24 protein-coding genes are annotated in these 24829 nt (G+C 69.5%); 19 read left to right on the forward strand and 5 right to left on the reverse strand.

The genetic code is table 11. From position 1 onward, the window contains the following. The first annotated feature begins 17 nt into the window (after positions 1–17). The 3 genes from OG562_RS25190 (at position 18) to OG562_RS25200 (ending at position 2599) form a co-directional block, all read left to right on the forward strand. On the forward strand, positions 18–839 hold the full coding sequence (locus OG562_RS25190) for an A24 family peptidase (protein WP_266401479.1): 822 nt from the start codon (positions 18–20) through the stop codon (positions 837–839). Between the two features lie 73 nt (positions 840–912). Further along, positions 913–2112 (forward strand): cyclic dehypoxanthinyl futalosine synthase, encoded by a 1200-nt coding sequence (gene mqnC, locus OG562_RS25195; RefSeq protein WP_266401482.1) that lies wholly within the window; start codon positions 913–915, stop codon positions 2110–2112. Positions 2113–2119: 7 nt separating this feature from the next. Continuing rightward, positions 2120–2599, forward strand: coding sequence for a hypothetical protein (locus tag OG562_RS25200; protein WP_266401484.1), 480 nt, complete (start codon positions 2120–2122; stop codon positions 2597–2599). A gap of 12 nt (positions 2600–2611) precedes the next feature. Here OG562_RS25200 and OG562_RS25205 read toward each other — a convergent pair whose 3' ends face one another. Further along, on the reverse strand, positions 2612–3670 hold the full coding sequence (locus OG562_RS25205; protein ID WP_266401487.1) for a chitinase: 1059 nt from the start codon (positions 3668–3670) through the stop codon (positions 2612–2614). A 394-nt stretch (positions 3671–4064) separates the two neighbouring features. Between OG562_RS25205 and OG562_RS25210 the strand changes: the two genes are divergently transcribed. The 4 genes from OG562_RS25210 to OG562_RS25225 all read left to right on the forward strand — a co-directional run bounded on the left by OG562_RS25210 (position 4065) and on the right by OG562_RS25225 (position 9041). After that, positions 4065–4349: a hypothetical protein gene (locus OG562_RS25210; RefSeq protein ID WP_323187554.1), complete on the forward strand. Its 285-nt coding sequence runs from the start codon at positions 4065–4067 to the stop codon at positions 4347–4349. An 18-nt stretch (positions 4350–4367) separates the two neighbouring features. Continuing rightward, a complete protein-coding gene (locus OG562_RS25215; protein WP_266401492.1) occupies positions 4368–6779 on the forward strand; it encodes a glycosyltransferase in 2412 nt (803 codons plus the stop codon). A 305-nt stretch (positions 6780–7084) separates the two neighbouring features. Next, entirely contained in the window at positions 7085–8302 is a 1218-nt protein-coding gene (locus OG562_RS25220; RefSeq protein WP_266409501.1) for an acyltransferase, read from the forward strand. 43 nt (positions 8303–8345) lie between these two features. Further along, positions 8346–9041, forward strand: coding sequence for a demethylmenaquinone methyltransferase (locus OG562_RS25225; protein WP_266401494.1), 696 nt, complete (start codon positions 8346–8348; stop codon positions 9039–9041). A 113-nt stretch (positions 9042–9154) separates the two neighbouring features. On the opposite strand, the gene OG562_RS25230 is transcribed toward OG562_RS25225, so the two are convergent. Then, the gene (locus tag OG562_RS25230) at positions 9155–9478 is read right to left on the reverse strand and encodes a PASTA domain-containing protein (protein ID WP_266401495.1); all 324 of its coding nucleotides are present in this window, start codon (positions 9476–9478) and stop codon (positions 9155–9157) included. Positions 9479–9598: 120 nt separating this feature from the next. Then, positions 9599–10105, reverse strand: coding sequence for a GNAT family N-acetyltransferase (locus OG562_RS25235; RefSeq protein WP_266401496.1), 507 nt, complete (start codon positions 10103–10105; stop codon positions 9599–9601). 97 nt (positions 10106–10202) lie between these two features. Between OG562_RS25235 and OG562_RS25240 the strand changes: the two genes are divergently transcribed. After that, on the forward strand, positions 10203–11489 hold the full coding sequence (locus OG562_RS25240) for a geranylgeranyl reductase family protein (RefSeq protein WP_266401497.1): 1287 nt from the start codon (positions 10203–10205) through the stop codon (positions 11487–11489). A 13-nt stretch (positions 11490–11502) separates the two neighbouring features. Here the strand turns inward: OG562_RS25240 and def are convergent, their stop codons facing one another. Together def and OG562_RS25250 are read right to left on the reverse strand one after the other, a co-directional pair. After that, positions 11503–12129, reverse strand: a complete 627-nt coding sequence (def, locus tag OG562_RS25245) for a peptide deformylase (RefSeq protein WP_266401499.1) — start codon at positions 12127–12129, stop codon at positions 11503–11505. A gap of 273 nt (positions 12130–12402) precedes the next feature. After that, positions 12403–13203, reverse strand: a complete 801-nt coding sequence (locus tag OG562_RS25250; RefSeq protein WP_266401502.1) for a C40 family peptidase — start codon at positions 13201–13203, stop codon at positions 12403–12405. A 743-nt stretch (positions 13204–13946) separates the two neighbouring features. Here OG562_RS25250 and OG562_RS25255 point away from each other — a divergent pair. Genes OG562_RS25255 through nuoK form a run of 11 tightly spaced genes read left to right on the forward strand, consistent with a single transcriptional unit; the run spans position 13947 to position 24827 of the window. Then, positions 13947–14306 carry an NADH-quinone oxidoreductase subunit A gene (locus OG562_RS25255; RefSeq protein WP_007383963.1) on the forward strand — a complete coding sequence of 120 codons (360 nt, stop codon included), beginning with the start codon at positions 13947–13949 and terminating at the stop codon, positions 14304–14306. Positions 14307–14319: 13 nt separating this feature from the next. Next, positions 14320–14874, forward strand: a complete 555-nt coding sequence (locus tag OG562_RS25260; RefSeq protein WP_266401505.1) for an NADH-quinone oxidoreductase subunit B family protein — start codon at positions 14320–14322, stop codon at positions 14872–14874. Next, positions 14871–15635 (forward strand): NADH-quinone oxidoreductase subunit C, encoded by a 765-nt coding sequence (locus OG562_RS25265; protein ID WP_266401507.1) that lies wholly within the window; start codon positions 14871–14873, stop codon positions 15633–15635. The genes OG562_RS25260 and OG562_RS25265 overlap by 4 nt, the downstream gene beginning before the upstream one ends. Then, positions 15632–16972, forward strand: a complete 1341-nt coding sequence (locus OG562_RS25270; protein ID WP_266401510.1) for an NADH-quinone oxidoreductase subunit D — start codon at positions 15632–15634, stop codon at positions 16970–16972. Before OG562_RS25265 ends, OG562_RS25270 begins: the two co-directional genes overlap by 4 nt. Beyond that, complete coding sequence (gene nuoE / locus OG562_RS25275) at positions 16969–17856, forward strand: NADH-quinone oxidoreductase subunit NuoE (RefSeq protein ID WP_266401513.1); 888 nt, start codon at positions 16969–16971, stop codon at positions 17854–17856. Before OG562_RS25270 ends, nuoE begins: the two co-directional genes overlap by 4 nt. Then, positions 17853–19202 (forward strand): NADH-quinone oxidoreductase subunit NuoF, encoded by a 1350-nt coding sequence (gene nuoF / locus OG562_RS25280; protein ID WP_266401516.1) that lies wholly within the window; start codon positions 17853–17855, stop codon positions 19200–19202. Before nuoE ends, nuoF begins: the two co-directional genes overlap by 4 nt. Beyond that, positions 19199–21703 carry an NADH-quinone oxidoreductase subunit G gene (locus OG562_RS25285; protein ID WP_266401519.1) on the forward strand — a complete coding sequence of 835 codons (2505 nt, stop codon included), beginning with the start codon at positions 19199–19201 and terminating at the stop codon, positions 21701–21703. Before nuoF ends, OG562_RS25285 begins: the two co-directional genes overlap by 4 nt. Continuing rightward, positions 21700–23061: an NADH-quinone oxidoreductase subunit NuoH gene (gene nuoH, locus OG562_RS25290; protein WP_266401521.1), complete on the forward strand. Its 1362-nt coding sequence runs from the start codon at positions 21700–21702 to the stop codon at positions 23059–23061. Before OG562_RS25285 ends, nuoH begins: the two co-directional genes overlap by 4 nt. Then, positions 23054–23692 (forward strand): NADH-quinone oxidoreductase subunit NuoI, encoded by a 639-nt coding sequence (gene nuoI / locus OG562_RS25295; RefSeq protein WP_266401523.1) that lies wholly within the window; start codon positions 23054–23056, stop codon positions 23690–23692. The genes nuoH and nuoI overlap by 8 nt, the downstream gene beginning before the upstream one ends. Further along, positions 23689–24531 (forward strand): NADH-quinone oxidoreductase subunit J, encoded by an 843-nt coding sequence (locus tag OG562_RS25300; RefSeq protein ID WP_266401526.1) that lies wholly within the window; start codon positions 23689–23691, stop codon positions 24529–24531. The genes nuoI and OG562_RS25300 overlap by 4 nt, the downstream gene beginning before the upstream one ends. Continuing rightward, positions 24528–24827: an NADH-quinone oxidoreductase subunit NuoK gene (gene nuoK, locus OG562_RS25305; RefSeq protein ID WP_266401529.1), complete on the forward strand. Its 300-nt coding sequence runs from the start codon at positions 24528–24530 to the stop codon at positions 24825–24827. The genes OG562_RS25300 and nuoK overlap by 4 nt, the downstream gene beginning before the upstream one ends. Positions 24828–24829 lie beyond the last annotated feature (2 nt).

Raw genomic sequence — 24829 nt, forward strand, 5'->3', positions numbered from 1 at the left:
CCCTAAGATCCCTGGGGATGAGCACACCTCCCGACGACCTGGTGCTGGTCGCCGTCGCCGTGCTGTGGGGCGCGGTGACCGGAGCGCTGCTGCCGCGCGCCGCCTACCGTTTCTCCGTGCCGGAGGAGGAGGCGGACGGCGGCTGGCGGCGGACGTGTCCGGCCGGACATCCGATCCGGGGGTGGGTCGGAGGCGCGCGGTGCGCCCGGTGCGCCCGGTCGGCCCGGAGCGTCGACGACCTGGGCGATCCCGACCGGCCACGCGCCCCCTTTCTCTCCGCCGCCGCCCCCGTCCTCCCCTCGGCCGCCGCGCCCGTCCTCCCCGCCGTCACCGCCGGCGTCTGCGCCGTCCTCGCCGCCGCCACCGGCCTGCGGCCCGAACTCGCCGTCTGGCTGCTGCTCGCGCCCCTCGGCGTGCTGCTGGCGGTCGTCGACCTGCGGGTGCAACGACTGCCCGACCCGCTCACCCTCACGCTCGCGGCCGCCGCCCTCGCCCTGCTGGGCCCGACCGCGCTGCTGCCCGAGCACGCCGGCCACTGGACGACCGCCCTGCTGGGCACCCTGGTCCTCGGCGGCGGCTACCTCCTCCTGCACCTCGTCAGCCCCGCCGGCCTCGCCTTCGGCGATGTGAAACTGGCGCTCGGGGCGGGCGCGGTCCTCGGCTGGTACGGCTGGCCGACCGTCACTCTCGGGGCCCTCGCCGGCTTCCTCCTCGGCGCGCTGTACGGCGGTGCGCTCGTCGTCGCGGGGCGGGCGGGACGCCGTACGGTGATCCCCTTCGGGCCGTTCATGCTCGCGGGGACTCTCGTGGGGATGCTGATCGGCGCGTACGCGGCCTGAGGTCGGGCCGTCGGCGTCGCTGGCGTAGGCTGGCCGGGTCCGTCCACAACCCTTGACGAAAGGGACGCACCCGGTGACCGAGAAGGCCGACCTCCAGTCCGTGCTCGACCGTGCCGCCGAGGGCGGGCGGATCACCCCGGAGGAGGCGCTCGACCTCTACCGCGACGCGCCCCTGCACGCGTTGGGCGCGGCCGCCGACGCCGTGCGCCGCCGTAAGTACGCCGGGACCGAGCACATCGCGACGTACATCATCGAGCGGAACATCAACTACACGAACGTGTGCGTCACGGCGTGCAAGTTCTGCGCCTTCTACGCGGCCCCCAAGGACGCGGCCAAGGGCTGGACCCGCGACCTCGACGACATCCTGCGCCGCTGCGCCGAGACCGTCGAGCTCGGCGGCACGCAGATCATGTTCCAGGGCGGGCACCACCCGGACTACGGCGTCGAGTACTACGAGAAGCACTTCGCCGCGATCAAGGCCGCCTACCCCCAGCTGGTCATCCACTCCCTCGGCGCGTCCGAGGTCGAGCACATGGCCCGGATCTCCAAGGTGAGCGTGGAGGAGGCCATCCAGCGGATCCACACCGCCGGCCTCGACTCCTTCGCGGGCGCGGGGGCCGAGTTGCTCCCCGCCCGGCCCCGCAAGGCGATCGCTCCGCTCAAGGAGTCGGGCGAGCGCTGGCTGGAGATCATGGAGACCGCGCACGGGCTGGGCGTCGAGTCGACGTCCACCATGCTCATGGGCACCGGCGAGACCAACGCCGAACGCATCGAGCACCTGCGGATGATCCGTGACGTGCAGGACCGGACGGGCGGCTTCCGGGCCTTCATTCCGTACACCTACCAGCCCGAGAACAACCACCTCAAGGGCCGCACCCAGGCGACGCTCTTCGAGTACCTGCGGATGATCGCCATCGCCCGCCTGTTCCTCGACAACGTCCAGCACATCCAGGGCTCTTGGCTCACGACCGGCAAGGAGGTCGGCCAACTGTCCCTGCATTACGGCGCGGACGACCTCGGCTCGATCATGCTGGAGGAGAACGTCGTCTCCTCGGCCGGCGCCAAGCACCGCTCCAACCGCCTGGAGATCATCGACCTGATCCGCAAGGCGGGCCGCGTCCCGGCCCAGCGGACGACGACGTACGAGCACATCGTGGTCCACGACGACCCGGCGAACGACCCCGTCGACGAGCGGGTCATGTCCCACATCTCGTCCACGGCGATCCAAGGCGGCACCGCCCACCCCGAGTTGAAGCTGCTCGCTTCCAACTGACCTCCCTGTGCTGACCATTCATGCGGCCGACGAGGTCCGGTACACCTGGGACGGCACGGAGCGGGTCGAGGACGGCGCCGTCGCCGTCGAGGGGGGCCGGGTCGCCGCCGTGGGGCCGTTGGCCGAACTGGTCGAGCGGTTTCCGGCCGCGCGCGTCCGACGCTGGCCCGGCGTGCTCGGGCCCGCTCGCATCCACGAGGGGCCGCTGCCCGATGCCCCGAGCCCGCGCGAGCGGATCCACGCCGTACTGAAGCTCGGTGCGGTGGCGGTCGTCGAGGCGTACGCCGACTCCCCCGAACTCCGGGCGGCCGCCGCGCGCAACGACGTACTCGTCCTTGCAGACCCGCAGCCGCACCCGCAGCGGCAGCCGCACCCGCAGCCGCCCGCGATCCGGGAGACCGGCCGCGCCGATCTCGCCGTCTTCGACGAGACCGGCGCGTGCATCGCGACGGTGTGCGCGGGGCGGTTGGTCCACCGGCGGCGCTGAGGTCTGTGCACCTCAGCCCGTGAACGCCTCCGCGAACGCACCCGAACTCTGCTTCACCCCACTGCAGTTGGTCAGCGCGTCGTCCTTCTCCGCGTCCGCGTCCGCGCACTGCTGGTCGCGGAAGGTCGACCACATGGACACCCAGGCGACGCCCTTCTCCTCGGCGAAGGTGCGCACCTCGGCCGCGTCGGAGAGCGTGAACGTCTCGTTCGCGACGTCGTTGGTGCCGATCATCGAGGTGAGCGCCATGCCCTGCCAGGCGGCCTCGTCCGACGTGCCGAAGACCTTCTTCAGCTGGGTGTGCGCCGCCGTCGCCGAGGTGATCGCGTACTCGCCCATGTCGTCGTCGTAGGACTCGCCGTAGTTCATGGTCATGATGTTGACGGTGGAGACCTGTACGTCGTACTTGTTCGCCGACGTCAGCAGCGCCAGGCCGTCGGAGTCCAGCCCGGACGGCATCACCGGCAGGGTGAAGGAGACCTCCAGGTCAGGACGCTCCTTCTGCAGCGCGGCGATCGCCTGGGAGCGCAGGGCGACCGAGTCGGAGTCGGTCAGCTGGTCGCCCTCGATGTCGAAGTCGGCCTGGGTGGAACCGGCCGCGTCGAGCGCCTCGCCGTAGGCCGCGGCCAGCTTCGCGACGCTGCCGCAGGTGGTCGCCAGCTCCTTCCCGGAGGCCCCGCCGAAGGAGACGCGGACCGTCGCCCCCGATTCCGTGAGCGCCGAGATGCGCGACTTCACCGCCGAGTCGTCGACGACGTTCGTCCCGTTCCAGTTCGGCGTACAGCTGCTGCCGTCCGCGATGACGAAGGCCAGGTTGTAGGTCGCCGGGGAGCCGGCGGAGTCGTTGTCGGAGGCCTCCGCCGCGCTGACGTAGGGAGCATAGGAGGTGCTGGTATCGGATGAACCGGATGTATCGGATGACTCGGCGCTCTGTGAGGGGGAAGCGCTGGTGGCCTGTTTTGTCGCCTCGGGCGCGGCGTCCGATGCGCCGTCGGAACCCGCGGAGCATCCCGCCGTGGCCAGGGCAAACAGGCAAGCAAGCCCCGTCATCGGCTTAAGGAAACTCCTCATTGCGCATGCACCCGCTCTCGTGATTTCTATCTCAGGACGGAAACAACAGGCGTTCCCGATGTGGAAATGTCTCACATGCGGACGGATGGCACGCGAACAGTGAACACATAGACAGTTCATGGATGTAATCGCGCAAAAGGTGATAACCACCCGCCCAAAAGGGACAATCAACCCTCCCATGCTGAACGTCGTACCCGCAGGGTTTTCATGGTTCTCTCAGGGAAGGGACAGGTTGGCGTGTTTCTCATGGTTCTCTCACAAGGAAAACAGAGTTTGAGCCACATAAAGACTCCCTAATATCCGGGGAATGCATTCCGAGCCTGCCTTCGAAAGCCGTGCCGCCGCTCGCGGTCGCCGTCGCAAACGCGATGACGACGAATCCGCCGAGGGGCCCGTGTTCGTAGACAACTCCGGACGTAGGTCCAAGCTGCTGCGCCGGATCGGCCTCCTCATGGGCGTGGGCTGCCTCGCCTACGCGGCCGTCCTCGGCGCGGCCTTCATGGGCTGGGGCACGTCACTGAACCCGTCCTCACTGCTGCCGTTCGGCGGAAACGGCCAGAGCAACCAGGGACCCGGCGGCCTCCGCCCCGAGGGCGGCGTCGGCAAGCCGGTCGGCCTGCCCAGCGGCGGAGGGCCGTCGGGCACCGCCTCGCCGTCCGCGTCCGCCTCCGCCAACTGACGGGAACGCACCACCCCCATGACCACGACTCCCTCGCGCGGCCGCCGCCGCGCCCCCAGCCGCATCGAACGGGCGGCGGGCAAGGCCGCGGCGCTGCAGAAACCGCGTGTCATCCTCGCCCTGCTGCTTCTGCTCGCGCTGACCAGCGTGATGCTGCTCGACGGCTATCTGCGCGCCGAGGTCGGCGGCGACCAGCGGGTGCGCACCGGGGCCAGCTCCAGCGACGTGCCCGACAAGATCCTCGACGGCGGCCCGATCCTCTCCTTCCGGGGCGGCCAGGCCACCACCGTCTCCGTGCCGGACAAGACGATCGCGCTCACCTTCGACGACGGCCCGAACCCCACCTGGACGCCCCAGGTGCTGGAGATCCTCCAGAAGTACGACGTGCCCGGCACGTTCTTCCTGGTGGGCTCGATGGTCTCGCGCTACCCGAGCATCGTGAAGGACATGGTCGAGGAGGGCAACGAGGTGGGCATCCACACGTTCACCCACGTCGACCTCTCCTACCAGAGCGACGCCCGCGTCAAGCGGGAGATGACCCAGACCCAGCTCGCGCTCGCGGGCGCGGCCGGCATCACCACCACGCTGTTCCGCGCGCCGTACTCCTCCGAGACGGACGCCATCGACAACTACAGCTGGCCCGTCTACAAGAAGCTGGGCGAGGACGGCTACACCAGCGTCTTCGTCGACACCGACAGCGACGACTGGAAGAAGCCGGGCGTCTCGAAGATCATCAAGTGGGCCACGCCGGAGGACGGCGAGGGCGCGTCGGTGCTCTTCCACGACGCGGGCGGCGAGCGCTCGCAGACGATCAAGGCGCTGCCGAAGTACATCAAGAAGATGAAGGCGGCCGGGTACACCTTCACCACCATCAGCGGGGTGATGCAGGAGCAGAACGCGGCGGCCCGCCAGACCTCCGGTACGGGCTCGGCCTCGGACTCCGCTTCGGCGTCGGCTGCGCCTTCGGGCGCCGGTGCGTCGGGTTCCGGCGCCGCGGGCGCGAACGGGACCCCGCCGAACGGTGTGGGCAACACCGGCGCGGGCAACCTCGGCGAAGGCAACACCGGTGCGGGCAACAGCGGTTCGGGCACCGGCACCGGCACCGGTTCGGGCATCGACCGTCTCCAGGCCGCCCACCGCGAGGCCACCGGCGTGACCCTCTACGAGGGCAAGGCCCTCATCGCTGCGGTCGCCCTCGCCGAGTGGACCGTCCCGACGCTCTCGGTGGGGCTGATGGTCGTCGGCGTGGCCGTCATCGGCCGGTTCGGGATGATGCTGATCCTCGCCCGCCGCCACTACCGGCAGCGCAACAAACGCCGCTTCAGCTGGGGGCCGACCGTCACCCGGCCGGTGAGCGTGATCGTCCCGGCGTACAACGAGAAGGAGTGCATCGCCAACACCCTCGAGTCGCTGGCGAAGAGCACCCACCCGATCGAGATCATCGTCGTCGACGACGGTTCCACCGACGACACCTCCCAGATCGCGCGCAGCGCGGCGGAGTCGTTCGGCATGACCAACGTCCGCGTCATCCGCCAGGAGAACGCGGGCAAGCCCGCCGCCCTCAACAACGGCGTCCGCAGCGCGAGTTACGACATCGTCGTGATGATGGACGGCGACACGGTCTTCGAGCCGGAGGCCGTGCACCAGCTCGTGCAGCCCTTCGCGGACCCGAAGGTCGGCGCGGTCGCCGGCAACGCCAAGGTCGGCAACCGCGACACGATCATCGGCGCCTGGCAGCACATCGAGTACGTGATGGGCTTCAACCTCGACCGCCGCATGTACGACCTGCTGCGCTGCATGCCGACCATCCCCGGCGCGATCGGCGCGTTCCGCCGGGACGCCGTGCTGGAGGTCGGCGGCATGAGCGAGGACACCCTCGCCGAGGACACCGACATCACCATCGCGATGCACCGCGCGGGCTGGCAGGTCGTCTACCAGGAGCACGCCAAGGCCTGGACGGAGGCGCCCGGTTCGCTGAAGCAGCTGTGGTCCCAGCGCTACCGCTGGTCCTACGGCACCATGCAGGCGCTCTGGAAGCACCGCAAGTCCCTGACGGACAAGGGCCCTTCGGGCCGCTTCGGCCGCGTCGGCCTGCCGCTCGTGGTCCTCTTCCAGATCGTCACGCCGGTCTTCGCCCCGCTCATCGACGTGTTCACGGTCTACTCGATGATCTTCGTCGACTTCCAGGCGGCCCTGCTGGCCTGGCTGGCGGTGCTCGGCGTCCAACTGGGCTGCGCGGCCTACGCCTTCCGTCTCGACCGCGAGAAGTACCGCTACCTGCTGATGATGCCGCTCCAGCAACTGGCCTACCGCCAGATGATGTACCTCGTCCTCATCCACTCCTGCATCACCGCCCTCACCGGCGGCCGCCTGCGCTGGCAGAAACTGAAGCGCACGGGCGAGGTCGGCACCCCGGCCGGGGTGGCCTGATGAGCTGGGAGCAGCAGGGCCACGGGTACGGACACGGACAGGCGTCCGCGCAAGGGCAGGCGTCCGCGCAGGGGCACGGGTACGGGGACGGCTACGGGAACGGGGTCGGGGCCGGGTATGGGACCGGGACCGGGAATGGGTACGGCTCCGGGTACGGGCAGCAGCCGTACGGCGATCAGCAGTCGTACGTGAACCAGCAGCCGTACGCGCCTCAGCAGCCGTACGCGAGCCCGCAGCCGTACGCGCCCCACCAGCCGTATCCGCAGGAGTACCAGGAGTACGTGGACTACGGGCAGCCGGCCGACATGACGGCGCCGTTGCCGGTGGTGGAACCGGAGCCGGGGTCGGAGTCGGAGCCGGAGTCGGGGCTGAGGTCGACCGGGTCGGACTCGGCACCGGAGTCGGCGTCGGCGTCGGCGTCCGAGCCGGAGTCGGCCGAGTCGGTCGTCGCGACTGCCGGGGCGGAGGAGGAGAAGCCTTCGCCCCGGCCCACCGGCCGTGACCGCTACTTCGACTCCCTCCGCGCCCTCGCCCTGATCCGTGTCGTCGCCTACCACACCTTCGGGTGGGCCTGGGCGGGCATGGTCTTCCCCTCCATGGGGATCATGTTCGGTTTGGCCGGCACCCTGATGGCGAAGTCCCTGGAACGCCCGGCGCTCAAGGTCGTCAAGAGCCGGTTCCGCCGACTGCTCCCGCCCTTCTGGTTCTGGGGCGTCTTCGTCGTCCTGGCGATGCTGGTCCACGACTGGATGCCGGGCTGGGAGATCGTCTACTGGGTCGTCCCGCTGGGCGACCCGCCGGGCAACGCGTGGGGCGAGCAGGCCTGGGAGATCCTCTGGTACCTGCGGACCTACCTCTGGTTCGTCCTCCTCTCGCCGCTCCTGCTCCGGGTGTTCCGGCTCGCCCCGGTCCCGGTGCTGGTGCTCTCCCTCGCGCCGATCCTGGTGCTGAACTTCGTCTGGGCGGGCCCGGACAACCGGGTCGGCAGCGCCCTGTGGGACCTGTCGACGTACCTCTTCTGCTGGATCCTCGGCTTCGCGCACCGCGACGGCGTGCTGCAGCGGATGAAGCCGGCCCTGGTCGTCGTGGCGTCGCTCGCGGCCATCGCCTTCGGCGGCTGGTACGCCTTCACGCACCAGGCCGAGTTCGGCACCTACGACCTGGACGAGGACCCGCTCGCGCAGGCCTTCTGGTCGGCCGGGTTCGTCATGCTGCTGATGTGGGCGAAGGCGTACTTCGGGATCGACTTCGCCTGGCTCACCCGGCTGCGCCGTACGAACCGGATCGTCACCGTCTTCAACGCGCGCGCGGTCACGATCTACCTCTGGCACGAGATCGCCCTGATCCTCGCCGTCCCGCTGATCGACCAGTTCTGGAACGTCCCCGCGTTCGAGAAGTGGCTGCCGCTGGAGAGCCAGTGGTTCATGTTCGGCGTCGGCTGGCTGCTGATCGGCGTCTTCGTGCTGCTGTGCGGGTGGGTCGAGGACGTGGCGGCCAAGAAGAAGCCGAGGCTGCTTCCCTGAGGGGCTTCTCCGATCCCCCGAGGGGTGCTGCAAGAATGGTGAGGTGACCCGCGCTTCCCTGAACAAGCAGCCCCACGAAGTCGCCTCGATGTTCGACCGCGTGGCGGAACGGTACGACCTGACCAACGACGTCCTGTCGCTGGGCCAGGACCGCAGGTGGCGCAAGGAGGTCGCGAAGGCGGTCGACGCCCGGCCCGCGCAGAAGATCCTGGATCTCGCCGCGGGCACGGCCACCTCCTCCCTCCCCTTCGCCCAGGCCGGCGCCTATGTCGTCCCCTGCGACTTCTCCCTCGGCATGCTCCAGGTCGGCAAGAGGAACCACAGCTGGCTGCCGTTCACAGCCGGGGACGCGACCAGGCTGCCCTTCAAGGACGACAGCTTCGACGCCGTCACGATCTCCTTCGGCCTGCGCAACGTGCAGGACTTCGACGCCGCGCTGCGCGAGATGCACCGGGTGACCCGGCCCGGCGGACGGGTCGTGATCTGCGAGTTCTCGCACCCGACCTGGGCGCCCTTCCGCACGGTCTACACCGAGTACCTGATGCGCGCCCTGCCCCCGGTCGCGCGCGTGGTCTCCTCGAACCCCGACGCCTACGTCTACCTCGCCGAGTCCATCCGCGCCTGGCCCGACCAGCCCGCCCTCGCCGAGCGCCTGCGCAAGGCCGGATGGTCGAAGGTCGCCTGGCGCAACCTCACCGGCGGCGTGGTCACCCTCCACCGGGGCTTCAAGGAGAGCTGAGTTCAGCCGAGAGTCGGTTTCGCCGAGCTCAGCCGAGAGCCGGTTTCGAGGAGGGCAGAGTCAAGCCGAGGGCCGGTTTCAAGGAGAGCTGAACCGGCCGCTCCCGCAGCGGCTCACCTGCTGGCCGCCTCGAAGGGATCCCCCGGCACTCCCGGCGCGTCGAGCTCGCGTTGCATCCCGCCGCCGCCCGGTCTCGGAACGCGCGGCTCGTGCACCCCGGCGCCTCCGCCGCCCTCGCCCTCGGTGAAGTCGAACCACACGGTGACGACCGCACCGCGCGGCACCTCGACCCCGGGCGGCGGGTACTGCCGTACGACGTAGTCGACGACGGCGCGGTGGAAGTCGGGCCGGTCGGGTGCGGCCAGCAGTACACCGTGTGCCGTGGCCGTCTCGCGCGCGTCCACGGCCATCAGACCGACGAGCCGCGGCACGCGCACTTCGGGTGTTTTGGGTGGTATGAGCACTAATGTCACCCCCAGCGGTACTGGAAGGGTAACCGCCCGGGGGTGTCGTCCGGAAGCGTCAAGTGTCTTTCCGTAGCCAATGGCTACCCAGAGTCACCATTCAAGGCGGTAGCAGCGCCCCTCCCGCTCCGACTCCGGAGTCGTGAAGACCTCGGCGAGCCGCATGCCCAGCCGCCTGGTGACGGCGATGGACCGCTCGTTGCGGGCGTCGACCATGGCCACCACGCCCGGCACCCCGGCCGCCCGCACCCGCTCCAGCGTCAGCCGCGCCGCCGCCGTGACATACCCCCGGCCCCAGTGCTCCCGCCCGAGCCGCCACCCGATCTCGATCTCCCCCTTGGGCCCCCAGTCCTTCGGCCAGGGCTGCGCGCCGGTGAACCCGATGACCCGGTCCTCCTCGTCCAGCATCGTCCACAGGCAGAAGCCGTGCTCGGCGTCGTGCCGGCGCTGGCGGGCGGTGAGCTCCTCGTAGGCGGACAGCTCCGCGGATCTGCCGCCGTGGAACTCCATGACGTCCGGGTGGCCGAAGGTCCGGTGCCAGGCGACCGCGTCCTCGTCCGTGGGGACGCGCAGCCGTACTTCGGGGAGAGCTCGGTTCACGGGGCAGCCCTTCAGCCGGGTGATCAATTCTGCTGAATAGACTGCCCATGCCCAGTGCCGGTCGGCACGCAGATTCCGAACTTGGGGAGATCCCGCCGTGACCGAGCCCCTCTCCGAAAACACCGCCGATGTGATCGTCGTCGGCGCGGGGCCAGCCGGCTCCACCACCGCCTACTACCTTGCCAAGGCCGGACTCGACGTACTCCTGCTGGAGAAGACCGAGTTCCCGCGCGAGAAGGTCTGCGGCGACGGCCTCACCCCGCGCGCCACCAAGCAGCTCGTGGCCATGGGCATCGATGTCTCCGAGGAGGCCGGCTGGCTGCGCAACAAGGGCCTGCGCATCATCGGCGGAGGCGTGCGGCTGCAGCTGGACTGGCCGGATCTCGCCTCCTTCCCCGACTACGGCCTCGTCCGCAAGCGCGACGACTTCGACGAGCAGCTCGCCCGCCAGGCCCAGAAGGCCGGCGCCCGCCTGTACGAGCGCTGCAACGTCGGCGCCCCGATCGTCGACGACCGCACCGGCCGGATCACCGGCGTGCACGCGAAGCTGGGGGAGGAGAAGCGCGAAGTCACCTTCCGCGCCCCGCTGGTGGTGGCCGCCGACGGCAACTCCACCCGCCTCTCGCTGGCGATGGGCCTGCACCGCCGCGAGGACCGCCCGATGGGCGTCGCCGTCCGCACCTACTTCACCTCCCCGCGCCACGAGGACGACTACCTGGAGTCCTGGCTGGAGCTGTGGGACAAGCGCGGCCCGGGCGAGGACCGGCTGCTGCCCGGCTACGGCTGGATCTTCGGCATGGGCGACGGCACCTCGAACGTCGGCCTGGGCGTGCTCAACACCTCCGACTCCTTCAAGGAGCTCGACTGGCGCGAGGTCCTCAAGGCCTGGTGCGCGTCCATGCCGGAGGACTGGGGATACACCCCCGAAAACATGACCGGCCCGATCCGCGGCGCCGCCCTCCCGATGGCCTTCAACCGCAAGCCCCACTACACCAAGGGGCTCCTGCTGGTGGGCGACGCCGGCGGCCTGGTGAACCCCTTCAACGGCGAGGGCATCGCCTACGCCATGGAGTCGGGCCAGATCGCCGCCGACGTCATCGTCCAGGCCCACGCCCGCGCCACCCCCGGCCAGCGCGAACTCGCCCTCCAGCGCTACCCGCAGATCCTCGCGGACACCTACGGCGGCTACTACACGCTGGGCCGCGCCTTCGTGAAGCTCATCGGCAACCCGAAGGTCATGAAGATCGCGACCCAGCGCGGCCTGACCCACCCGCTGCTGATGAAGTTCACCCTGAAGATGCTCGCCAACCTGACGGACCCGACCGGCGGCGACGCGATGGACCGCATCATCAACGGCCTGAGCAAGGTGGCCCCGAAGGCGTGACCAGGGGCGGGCCTCAGGTCGTCAGGGCCTTCGTCTTGGCGGCCCGGCGTGCGAAGACCTCTTCCCGCCGGTCCGCCACCTGCCGCAGCGCCTCTTTCCGGTCTCGTGCGGAGAGCCGGTCCAGGTAGACGTGACCGTCGACGTGGTCGGCCTCATGGGCGAGACAGCGGGCGAAGTAGCCCGTGCCCTCGACGGCGAGCGCGCCGCCGTCCTTGTCGACCCCGCGCACCACGGCCCGGTCCGGCCGCGGTACGTCCATGACGGCGCCCGGCACCGACAGGCACCCCTCGCCCTCGTCGAGCAGCCGTCGCCGGGCCGGGTCGAGCCGGTCCAGCACCGGATTGACGATGTGTCCGACATGTCGGACACCCTCGTCGTCCCGGCAGTCGTAGACGAACAGTCGCAGCCCGACGCCGACCTGGTTCGCCGCCAGGCCGGCTCCGTCGGCGGCGTACATGGTGAGGAACATGTCGTCGACGAGCGCGGCCAGGTCGGGCCCGAACTCGGTGACGTCCCGGCAGGCCTTGTGCAGCACCTCTTCGCCGACCTCGGTGACCCGCCGCACCGACCCGCGCCGGGCCTCGGGCGCGAGCGGGGGATACGAGGCGACGGGCTGTCCCTGCACGAACACGCGTGGCATGGCGGTCTCTCCTTCAACTCGTGGACGAGCCGCGGAGTTCCGTGGCCCGCCCGCCGAGCATGCCAGGAGGGCCGCACAGGCGCTCTGGACGCGGTTCAGGCGTCCTGGGGCGTGAGCCGGGCGTTCTGCTGCGCAGGCGGGCGTCAGAACGCGCGCCAGGCGCTTCTACGCGCGTCCAGGCGCCCCGGTGGGCGAGGAGACGCCGAAGGGGCCGCTGCCCCCGAGCGGCTGCGGCCCTTCCGCGCGTGAGCGCCCCAGGAGGCGCCAGGGGTGTCAGAGCACCCGCACCGCACCGGTCGGCGGGTCGTACGACAGCGGACGCTCGACCACGCCGGTGGACGGGTTCTGCGCGCCGACGAACATGCCGTCGCCGACGTAGATCGCCACGTGGTACGCGCTGCCCGCGCTGCCCCAGTACAGGATGTCGCCCGGCTGAAGGTTGTTCAGCGACACCTGGGTGCCCGCGGTCGACTGGTCCTGCGAGACCCGCGGCAGGCTGATGCCGACCTGCTTGAAGGCGGTCTGCATGAGCCCCGAGCAGTCCCAGGAGTTGGGGCCCGTGCCGCCGGAGACGTAGGCGTCGCCGACCTGTGCCTTCGCGAAGGCGATGACGGCCGCGGCCGCACCGGTCGCCGTCGACGTGCTCGACGACGAGGAGCTGCTGCTCGCCGTCGTGCTGAGCGTGGTCCGCTCGGCGTTGCGCGTGGCGCGCTCGGCGGCGGCCTTGCGGGCGGCCTCCGCCTTCTTGGTCGCCTCGGCCTTGGCGTGGGCGAGGTCCTTCTTGGCCTCCTTGGCGGCCGCTGAGGCGGCTGCGTCGCGTGCGGCCTGCAGCTGGTAGTTCGAGGCGGCCTGCTGCGTGGCCTCCGCGGACTGCGCGACCTGGGCGGCCAGGTCGCCCGTCAGCACGGGCAGTTCGAGCGTCTGCGTCACCGGCTCGGCGGCGTTGGCCGAACCCGCCGCGGTGGCGACGGCCAGCGTGCCGAGGACGCCACTGGCGACTCCGGTCCGCATCGCGATCGTCGACGCGCTGCGGCGGGGTTTCCGGTGGCTGCGTATGGGAGCGGTGTGGGACATGAGTCCAACCGGTATCAGGGGGTCCTCCATACCTTCAAGAAACGTGTGCTGCGCCACATTTGTTCAATGGCGACCCCGAACACCTGGCGCGTCACTCTTTATTGACGCCGTAACGGACATTGCGGACGCAGGTGATCAAGCCTGTGATCATGGGCTTTCGACGGTACGTCCGAATTGCCCCGCACCTACCACCGGTTGGAACACTTGGCCAAGCCCGGTTCTTAGGCGTCTCTCATGAATGTGGCGGAGGTCACGGAACGGTCACCTCGGCGGCCGCGTCTCGCGTGGGCGGTCCGACCCGCTCCGCTTGTGAACGCGTGCACGCGTCCACATCCCGCCCCGGTCTCCCTCTGATGTGTGAACGGGTCCCTCTATCAGGACGGTGGGTCCACCTCCAATTTGCATGCAAGGGAAGTCTCTTGATATAGAGACGCCCCTCCCTGCCTGGGGCGACGAGCACAAATGTCACTTCTTGTGATCACTCCGACGCTTCGCGTACGAAGATCGTCGCCGATATGACTTCATGATCCTTCGTCAGGTGGTGGAGATCACAAAGCTTGTGCAATACCCCGTGTCGCAGATCACAGATCGGCGGGCATAAGATGCGAGGCAGTTGGGCTTGTGACCTGCTTCACATGTTCGCGATCTTCGTCGGGACGGGCGGAGTTCGTGAGGCCTGTGGGGCTGATGTGAGTCCGATGCCATCGCCAGCAGTCAGTGCCGACTGAGAGGAGCGAGGAGCGGTGAACGCGTATGCGCCCATCCTCGTACTGGGAGCCCTCGGGGCAGGCTTTGCGATCTTCTCCGTGGTCATGGCCACGCTGATCGGGCCGAAGCGGTACAACCGCGCCAAGCTCGAGGCCTATGAGTGCGGTATCGAGCCGACCCCCACGCCGGCCGGCGGCGGGCGCTTCCCCATCAAGTACTACCTGACGGCGATGCTCTTCATCGTCTTCGACATCGAGATCGTCTTCCTCTACCCCTGGGCCGTCACCTTCGACGCCCTGGGTGTTTTCGGGCTCGTGGAGATGCTGCTCTTCGTGCTCACCGTCTTCGTCGCGTACGCGTACGTATGGCGGCGCGGCGGCCTGGAATGGGACTGAGGGGCCTTTAGCCATGGGACTCGAAGAAAAGCTGCCGAGCGGTTTCCTGCTGACCACCGTCGAGCAGGCCGCGGGCTGGGTGCGCAAGGCGTCCGTCTTCCCCGCCACCTTCGGCCTCGCCTGCTGCGCCATCGAGATGATGACGACCGGCGCCGGCCGCTACGACCTGGCGCGCTTCGGCATGGAGGTCTTCCGCGGATCCCCGCGCCAGGCCGACCTCATGATCGTCGCCGGTCGGGTCAGCCAGAAGATGGCGCCGGTGCTCCGGCAGGTCTACGACCAGATGCCCAACCCGAAGTGGGTCATCTCCATGGGCGTGTGCGCCTCCTCCGGCGGCATGTTCAACAACTACGCGATCGTCCAGGGCGTCGACCACATCGTCCCCGTCGACATCTATCTCCCGGGCTGCCCGCCACGGCCCGAGATGCTGGTGGACGCGATCCTCAAGCTCCACCACAAGATCCAGAACTCCAAGCTGGGCGTGAACGCCGAGGAGGCGGCCCGCGAGGCGGAGGAGGCGGCGCTGAAGGCCCTGCCCACGATCGAGATGAAGGGGCTGCTGCGGTGAGCGACGCGAACGGCACCCACGGCAAGAACGGATCCTCGAACGGGGTGAACCCCGAGAAGGACCTCGCCTCCGACAACCTCCCCGGTCAGCGGGGCCAGGGCGGCGAGGAGATCCGCGTCCAGCGCGGCATGTTCGGCGCCGACAACGGCGGCGACACCTCCGGCTACGGCGGCCTGGTCCGCTCCGTCCGGCTCCCGGGACCGGCGAGCCGGCCCTACGGCGGCTGGTTCGACGAGGTCGCCGACGAACTCGAGGGCGCGCTGGAGGAACAGGGACTCCTCCCCGAGAACGCCATCGAGAAGACGATCGTCGACCGCGGCGAGCTCACCTTCCACATCGAGCGCGAGCACCTGCTCCGCGTCGCCCGCACCCTGCGCGACGACCCGGCCCTGCGCTTCGAGCTCTGCACGGGCGTGAGCGGCGTGCACTACCTGCACGACAAGGGCCGCGAGCTGCACGCCGTCTACCACCTGCGCTCGATCACCCGGAACCGGTTGATCCGCCTGGAGGTCAGCGCCCCGGACGCCGACCCGCACATCCCGTCCCTGGTCTCCGTCTACCCGACGAACGACTGGCACGAGCGCGAGACCTACGACTTCTTCGGGATCGTCTTCGACGGTCACCCGGCCCTGACGCGGATCATGATGCCGGACGACTGGCAGGGCCATCCGCAGCGCAAGGACTACCCCCTCGGCGGCATCCCCGTCGAGTACAAGGGCGCCCAGATCCCGGCTCCGGACCAGCGGAGGTCGTACTCGTGAGCACACAGTCAGCATCCGCGGCCGCGGCCGCCTCGGCACGGGAGACCACCGAGGGCACCGTGTACACCGTCACGGGCGGCGACTGGGACGAGGTCGTCCAGTCCGCGGCCCGCGCCGACGACGAGCGCATCGTCGTCAACATGGGCCCCCAGCACCCCTCCACCCACGGGGTGCTCCGCCTGATTCTGGAGATCGACGGCGAGACGGTCACCGAGGCCCGCTGCGGCATCGGCTACCTCCACACCGGCATCGAGAAGAACCTCGAATTCCGCACGTGGACGCAGGGCACCACGTTCGTGACGCGCATGGACTACCTGACGTCCTTCTTCAACGAGACCGCCTACTGTCTCGCCGTCGAGAAGCTCCTCGGCATCGAGGACCAGATCACCGAGCGAGCCAAGATCATCCGGGTGCTCCTGATGGAGCTGAACCGGTTGTCCTCCCACCTGGTGTGCATCGCCACCGGTGGCATGGAGCTCGGCGCCACCACGGTCATGGTCTACGGATTCCGTGACCGGGAGATGATCCTCGACATCTACGAGCTCATCACGGGCCTGCGGATGAACCACGCGTACATCCGCCCCGGCGGACTCGCCCAGGACCTGCCGCCCGGCGCGGTGGACCAGATCCGCGAGTTCGTGAAGAAGATGAAGCGGAACCTCCCGGAGTACGACAAGCTCGCCACCGGGAACCCCATCTTCAAGGCCCGTCTGCAGAACGTCGGCTATCTCGACCTGACCGGCTGCATGGCCCTCGGCGCCACCGGCCCGGTCCTGCGCTCCACCGGCCTTCCGCACGACCTGCGCAAGGCGCAGCCCTACTGCGACTACGAGACGTACGACTTCGACGTCCCGACCGCGGACTCCTGCGACGCCTACGGCCGTTTCCTGATCCGCGTGGAGGAGATGCGCCAGTCCCTGCGGATCGTGGAGCAGTGCCTGGACCGGCTGCAGCCCGGCCCGGTGATGGTCGCCGACCGGAAGATCGCCTGGCCCGCCCAGCTCGCCCTGGGCCCCGACGGCCTCGGCAACTCCCTCGACCACATCAAGAAGATCATGGGCACCTCCATGGAGGCCCTGATCCACCACTTCAAGCTGGTCACCGAGGGCTTCCGCGTCCCGCCGGGACAGGCGTACGCGGCCGTCGAGTCGCCCAAGGGCGAGCTCGGGGTGCACGCCGTGTCCGACGGAGGCACCCGCCCCTACCGGGTCCACTTCAGGGACCCGTCCTTCACCAACCTGCAGGCCATGGCGGCGATGTGCGAAGGCGGCCAGGTCGCCGACGTCATCGTCGCCGTTGCATCCATCGACCCCGTGATGGGAGGCGTCGACCGGTGACCACCTCTTCTTCCGAGCGGGGCGTCAGCCTGGGCATGCCCGAACTGCCCGCGCCCGCCTACCCGGACGACGTCCGAGCCCGGCTGGAGGCGGACGCGCGCGAGATCATCGCCCGCTACCCCGACTCCCGGTCCGCGCTCCTGCCGTTGCTGCACCTCGTGCAGTCGGAGGAGGGACACGTCACGCGCACCGGGATGCGGTTCTGCGCGGACGTGCTGGACCTGACCACGGCCGAGGTCACCGCGGTCGCCACCTTCTACACCATGTACCGGCGCCGGCCGAGCGGTGACTACCAGGTGGGCGTCTGCACCAACACCCTCTGCGCGGTGATGGGCGGTGACGCGATCTTCGAGGCGCTGCAGGAGCACCTGGGCGTCGGCAACGGCGAGACCACCGACGACGGCAAGGTCACCCTGGAGCACATCGAGTGCAACGCGGCCTGCGACTTCGCGCCGGTCGTGATGGTCAACTGGGAGTTCTTCGACAACCAGACCGTGCAGAGCGCGAAGCGCCTGGTGGACGACCTGCGGATCGGCCGCACGGTCTCGCCGACGCGCGGTGCGCCGCTGTGCACCTTCAAGGACACCGCCCGGATCCTGGCGGGCTTCCCCGACGAGCGGGACGGGGCCGTCGAGGCGAGCGGCGGTGCGGGACCTGCGTCACTGGTGGGTCTTCGCCTGGCAAGGGGAGAGACCGCACCCGCGCGCGTGGTCCACCCGCGCGACGGCGGGCCGCACGAGGAGCCGCAGGACCGGGCCCCGCGCGACGCGGCGCCGCACGACCCGTCGCCCACCGAGCACCTGAGTTCGCACGACGCGCCGCAGGACACGTCGGCCTCCGACCCAGCCCACCCGGCAGGGCCTACCGCCGAGGAGGGGGAGTGATGACCTTGGCACCCGAGCTGAAAGGCAGCAGCCCCGAGAAGCTGCTCGCACCCGTGCTGTCGGCCTTCTGGGACGAGGACGGGTCCTGGAGTCTGGACGTCTACCGAAGGCACGAAGGATACGAGGGGCTCCGCAAGGCGCTCGCCATGTCGCCCGACGAGGTGATCGCGTACGTCAAGGACTCCGGTCTACGGGGGCGCGGCGGCGCGGGATTCCCTACGGGAATGAAATGGCAGTTCATTCCCCAAGGGGATGGAAAGCCGCACTATCTAGTTGTCAACGCCGACGAATCGGAGCCCGGAACCTGCAAGGACATTCCGCTCCTCTTCGCGAACCCGCATAGCCTCATCGAGGGCATCGTCATCGCGTGTTATGCCATCAGGTCGTCTCATGCCTTCATCTATCTGCGGGGTGAAGTCGTTCCCGTGTTGCGGCGGTTGCACGAGGCCGTGCGCGAGGCCTACGCGGCCGGCTACCTGGGCGAGAACATCCTGGGCAGCGGACTCGACCTCGAACTCACCGTGCACGCGGGCGCGGGCGCGTACATCTGCGGTGAGGAGACCGCGCTGCTGGACTCCCTCGAAGGCCGCCGTGGTCAACCGCGGCTGCGTCCCCCCTTCCCTGCCGTCGCGGGCCTCTATGCGTGCCCGACTGTGGTGAATAACGTCGAGTCGATCGCGTCAGTTCCCGCCATCATGCAAAAAGGCAAGGAATGGTTCAGGTCGATGGGGAGCGAGAAGTCCCCGGGCTTCACGCTCTACTCCCTCAGCGGCCATGTCTCCAGCCCCGGCCAGTACGAGGCCCCGCTCGGCATCACGCTGCGCCAACTCCTGGAGATGAGCGGCGGCATGCGGCCCGGGCACCGGCTGAAGTTCTGGACGCCGGGCGGCTCCTCGACGCCGATGTTCACCGAGGAGCACCTCGACGTCCCTCTTGATTACGAAGGAGTGGGCGCCGCGGGTTCCATGCTCGGCACAAAAGCTCTCCAGTGCTTCGACGAGACGACCTGCGTCGTGCGCGCCGTCACCCGCTGGACCGAGTTCTACGCCCACGAGTCCTGCGGCAAGTGCACCCCGTGCCGCGAAGGCACGTACTGGCTCGTGCAGTTGCTGCGTGACATCGAGGCCGGCAAGGGCGTGCTGTCCGACCTCGACAAGCTGAACGACATCGCCGACAACATCAACGGCAAGTCCTTCTGCGCCCTCGGCGACGGCGCCGCCTCGCCGATCTTCTCCTCGCTCAAGTACTTCCGTGAGGAGTACGAGGAGCACATCACGGGCCGCGGCTGCCCCTTCGACCCCGCCAGGTCGACGGCCTGGGCCGACCGCACGGAGGTGAACGCATGACGGTGACCACGAGCGCTCCCTCGGGTGGGGGAGAGGCGGCGGTCCCGCCGGAAGATCTCGTGACGCTGACCATCGACGGCGCCGAGATCAGCGTGCCCAAGGGCACCCTGGTCATCCGGGCCGCCGAGCAACTCGGCATCGAGATCCCCCGCTTCTGCGACCATCCTCTCCTCGACCCGGTCGGCGCGTGCCGCCAGTGCATCGTCGAGGTCGAGGGCCAGCGCAAGCCCATGGCGTCCTGCACGATCACGTGTACGGACGGGATGGTGGTGAAGACTCACCTCACCTCGCCCGTGGCCGAGAAGGCCCAGCACGGCGTGATGGAACTGCTCCTCATCAACCATCCGCTGGACTGCCCGGTCTGCGACAAGGGCGGCGAGTGCCCCCTGCAGAACCAGGCGATGTCGCACGGCAACGCCGAGTCCCGCTTCGAGGGCCGCAAGCGGACGTACGAGAAGCCCGTGCCGATCTCCACGCAGGTGCTGCTCGACCGTGAGCGGTGCGTGCTGTGCGCCCGCTGCACCCGGTTCTCCAACCAGGTCGCGGGCGACCCGATGATCGAACTGATCGAGCGGGGCGCGCTGCAGCAGGTCGGCACCGGTGAGGGCGACCCCTTCGAGTCGTACTTCTCCGGCAACACCATCCAGATCTGCCCCGTGGGCGCGCTGACCTCGGCGGCGTACCGATTCCGCTCCCGGCCCTTCGACCTCGTCTCCTCGCACTCCGTGTGCGAGCACTGCTCCGGCGGCTGCGCGACGCGCACCGACCACCGGCGCGGCAAGGTCATGCGGCGCCTGGCCGCCAACGACCCCGAGGTCAACGAGGAGTGGATCTGCGACAAGGGGAGGTTCGCGTTCCGGTACGCGCAGCAGCGGGACCGGCTCGCCACGCCTCTGGTGCGCAACGCCGAGGGTGACCTCGAACCGGCGTCCTGGCCGGAGGCGTTGCAGATCGCGGCGCAGGGGCTGCTCGCCTCGCGCGGGAGGACCGGCGTGCTGACCGGCGGCCGTCTCACCATCGAGGACGCGTACGCGTACAGCAAGTTCGCGCGCGTGGCGCTCGACACCAACGACATCGACTTCCGCGCGCGTGTGCACAGCGGCGAGGAGGCCGACTTCCTGGCCTCCCGTATCGCCGGCCGCGGCCGTGACCTCGACGGTACGGGCCTGACGTACACCTCTCTGGAGAAGGCGCCGGCCGTCCTGCTCGTCGGGTTCGAGTCGGAGGAGGAGGCGCCCGGGGTCTTCCTGCGGCTGCGCAAGGCCTGGCGGGGGCACGGACAGCGGGTGTTCTCGCTGGCCACGCATGCCACGCGCGGTCTGGAGAAGGCGGGCGGCACGCTGCTGCCGGCCGCTCCGGGCACCGAGACCGAGTGGCTGGACGCGCTCGCGAGCGGGGTCGGCCTGGAGGACGCGGGCGGCGAGGCCGCCGAGGCGCTGCAGGCCGAGGGCACGGTGATCGTCGTCGGCGAGCGGCTGGCCAGTGTGGCCGGCGGCCTCACCGCCGCTGTACGGGCCGCCTCCGCGACCGGCGCCCAGCTGGTGTGGATCCCGCGCCGGGCGGGGGAGCGGGGCGCGATCGAGGCGGGTGCGCTGCCGTCGCTGCTGCCGGGCGGTCGTCCGGCCACTGACCCGCGCGCGCGGGACGAGGTCGCGGCCGTCTGGGGACTCGCCGAACTCCCGCACCGCTACGGCCGCGACACCGGGCAGATCGTCGAGGCCGCCGTGGCCGGCGAGCTGCAGGCGCTGCTCGTCGCGGGCGTGGAGATCGCGGACCTGCCTGATCCGGCACGCGCGCGTGAGGCGCTTGCCGAGGTCGGCTTCCTGGTGTCGTTGGAGCTGCGGCCCGGCGAGGTCACGCACCACGCGGACGTGGTCCTTCCCGTCGCGGCGGTCGCCGAGAAGGCGGGGGCCTTCCTCAATTGGGAGGGCCGGGTCCGCTTCTTCGAGGCGGCGCTCAAGCCCGACCAGATGATCCGCCGCCTGGCGCCCTCCGACGCGCGCGTGCTGCAGATGCTGGCCGACGCGATGGACGTCCACCTGGGCCTGCCGGACCTGCGGACCGCGCGCGCGGAACTCGACCGGCTCGGCGCCTGGGACGGCGCGCGGGCCACCGAGCCGTTGGAGATCGCGGCCCAGCTGCCGCGTCCGGCCTCCGGAGAGGCCGTGCTCGCCGGGCACCGTCTGCTGCTCGACCAGGGCGCCCTCCAGGAGGGCGACGAGGCGCTCGCCGGAACGCGGCACGCGGCACGCGCGCGCGTGTCGGCGGCCACGGCCGCCGAGGCGGGCGTCGCGGACGGCGACGTGCTCGCCGTGACCGGGCCCGCCGGGGTGGTCGAACTCCCGCTGCAGATCACCGAGATGCCCGACCGGGTGGTGTGGCTCCCACTGAACTCCACCGCGGGGGGCGTCGCCTCCGACTCCGGGGCCACGCCCGGCTCCCTCGTCCGCATCGGCCCGGCGACGCCCGCCGCCGAAGCCCCCAAGGAGGTGGAGGCATGAGCCCGTACCTCGCCGCTGAAGACCTCTCGATGTTCGGCCGCGACCCCTGGTGGCTGGTCGTCGTCAAGGCGGTGTTCTGCTTCGCCTTCCTGATGGTGACCGTGCTGTTCTCCATCGTCTGGGAACGCAAGGTCGTCGCCTGGATGCAGCTGCGCATCGGCCCCAACCGCCACGGCCCCTGGGGCATGCTCCAGTCGCTCGCCGACGGCGTGAAGCTGATGCTCAAGGAAGACCTCATCGTCAAACGCGCGGACAAGGTCGTCTACATCCTCGCGCCGATCATCGCGGCCATCCCGGCCTTCATGGCGATCGCCGTGATCCCCTTCGGCCCCGCCGACAACGAGATCTCGATCTTCGGCCAGCGCACCACGATGCAGCTCACCGACCTGCCGATCGCGATGCTCTACGTCCTCGCGGTCGCCTCGATCGGCATCTACGGCATCGTCCTGGCGGGTTGGAGTTCTGGATCCACCTACCCGCTGCTGGGCGGCCTGCGTTCCTGCGCGCAGATGATCTCCTACGAGATCGCGATGGGCGCCGCGTTCGCCTCGGTCTTCCTCTACTCGGGATCGATGTCGACCTCGACGATCGTCGCGCAGCAGCACGACCGCTGGTACATCATCCTGCTGCCGGTCTCCTTCATCCTCTACGTCGTCACGATGATCGGCGAGACCAACCGCGCCCCGTTCGACATGCCGGAGTCCGAGGGCGACCTGGTCGGCGGCTTCAACACCGAGTACTCGTCGATCAAGTTCGCGCTGTTCATGCTCGCCGAGTACGTCAACATGGTGACCGTCTCGGCCGTGGCGACCACGCTCTTCCTGGGCGGCTGGCGGGCTCCCTGGCCGATCAGCACCTTCTGGGAGGGCGCGAACCACGGCTGGTGGCCGATGCTCTGGTTCGTCGTCAAGGTGCAGTTGCTGCTGTTCTTCTTCATCTGGCTGCGCGGCACGCTGCCCCGCGTCCGCTACGACCAGCTGATGAAGCTCGGCTGGAAGGTCCTCATCCCGGTCTCGGTCACCTGGCTGATGCTCGTCGCGACCGTGCGGACCCTGCGCAATGAGAACTACGACTTCGCCGACATCGCCCTCTATGTGGGCGGCGGTGTCCTGACCCTGTTGCTGCTCTCCTTCATCGCGGACACGTTCCGCGACCGCGGCAAGCAGGAACAGGCTCCCGCCGAGCCCGTCGGCTTCGACCCGATGGCGGGCGGATTCCCCGTGCCGCCGCTGCCGGGACAGGAGCTCGCGCCCGTGCCGCGACGCCGTTCGCGCCGGGAGCGGGAGCTGATTGTCAGTGGCGGGTCGGACACTGTCAGTGACGTATCGATGGATGGAAAGGAGGCGTCCGATGGCTGAGGAGCCCCAGGAGGCCGGGCAGACGACGCCCGGCTTCCAGAACCCCGTCGCCGGCTTCGGCGTGACCTTCAAGGCCATGTTCAAGAAGCGGCTGACCGAGCAGTATCCCGAGCAGCAGAAGACCACCGCTCCGCGGTTCCACGGACGGCACCAGCTCAACCGCCATCCGGACGGCCTGGAGAAGTGCGTCGGCTGCGAGCTGTGCGCCTGGGCCTGCCCCGCCGACGCCATCTATGTCGAGGGCGCGGACAACACCGACGAGGAGCGCTACTCGCCGGGCGAGCGGTACGGGCGCGTGTACCAGATCAACTACGCCCGCTGCATTCTCTGCGGTCTCTGCATCGAGGCCTGCCCCACGCGCGCGTTGACGATGACCAACGAGTTCGAGCTCGCCGACACCAGCCGCGCCAACCTGATCTACACCAAGGAGCAGCTGCTGGCAGGCCTCGACGAGGGCATGGTCGACTCGCCGCACGCGATCTACCCGGGGATGGACGAGCAGGACTACTACCGCGGCCTGGTGACCGAGGCCGCGCCCGGCACCGTCCAGCAGGCCGCCGTCTCCACGGACGAGCCGCATCCGAAGGCAGGCCCTTCGGGCACGGCTCAGGAAGAGGAGGTGCAGGCATGAGCGCGCAGCTCGCCGCGTACGCCACCTCCACCGGCGAGGCCTTCCAGTTCTGGGTGCTCGGCACCGTCGCGGTGGCCGGCGCCCTGTGCACCGTCTTCATGAAGCGGGCCGTGCACAGCGCGCTCTGTCTCGCCGGAACCATGATCATCCTGGCGGTGTTCTACCTCGCCAACGGCGCCTACTTCCTGGGCATCGTGCAGATCGTCGTCTACACCGGCGCGATCATGATGCTGTTCCTGTTCGTGGTGATGCTCGTCGGCGTCACCGCGGCGGACTCCCTGAAGGAGACCATCAAGGGCCAGCGCTGGCTGGCCCTGGCGTGCGGTCTGGGCTTCGGCGTCCTGCTGATCGCCGGCATCGGCAACGCCTCCCTGACGGAGTTCAACGGCCTCGCCGAGGCGAATGCGAACGGCAATGTGGAGGGCCTCGCGGCTCTCATTTTCACCAAGTACGTCTTCGCGTTCGAGATCACCGGCGCCCTGCTGATCACCGCCGCCGTCGGCGCCATGGTGCTCACCCACCGCGAGCGCACCGAGCGCGCCAAGACCCAGCGCGAGATGTCCGAACAGCGCGTCCGCGAGGGCAAGCACCTCCCGCCGCTGCCGGCCCCCGGCGTGTACGCGCGGCACAACGCCGTCGACGTCCAGGGCCTGCTGCCCGACGGCACCCCCTCGGAGCTCACGGTCAGCAGCACCCTGCGCGAGCGCGGTCAGGTCCGTGACGTGTCCACCGAGGCGCTGGACGACCTCAAGGCCCTGCAACAGCGCGCCGAGGAGCGCCTGGAGCGGGCCCCGATCGAGCCGCCGCACCTCAAGCGGACCGAGGAGGCGTCGAAGTGAACCCCGTCAACTACCTGTACCTCGCTGCCCTGTTGTTCACGATCGGCGCGACAGGCGTGCTGATCAGGCGCAACGCGATCGTCGTCTTCATGTGCATCGAGCTCATGCTCAACGCCTGCAACCTCGCGTTCGTCGCCTTCTCCCGGATGCACGGCAATCTCGACGGCCAGATCATCGCCTTCTTCACGATGGTCGTCGCCGCAGCGGAGGTCGTGGTGGGACTCGCGATCATCGTGTCGCTGTTCCGTTCCCGTCACACGGCCTCGGTCGACGACGCCAGCCTGATGAAGCTGTAAGG

This window comes from Streptomyces sp. NBC_01275 (assembly GCF_026340655.1).
In the GTDB taxonomy this organism is placed as follows: domain Bacteria; phylum Actinomycetota; class Actinomycetes; order Streptomycetales; family Streptomycetaceae; genus Streptomyces.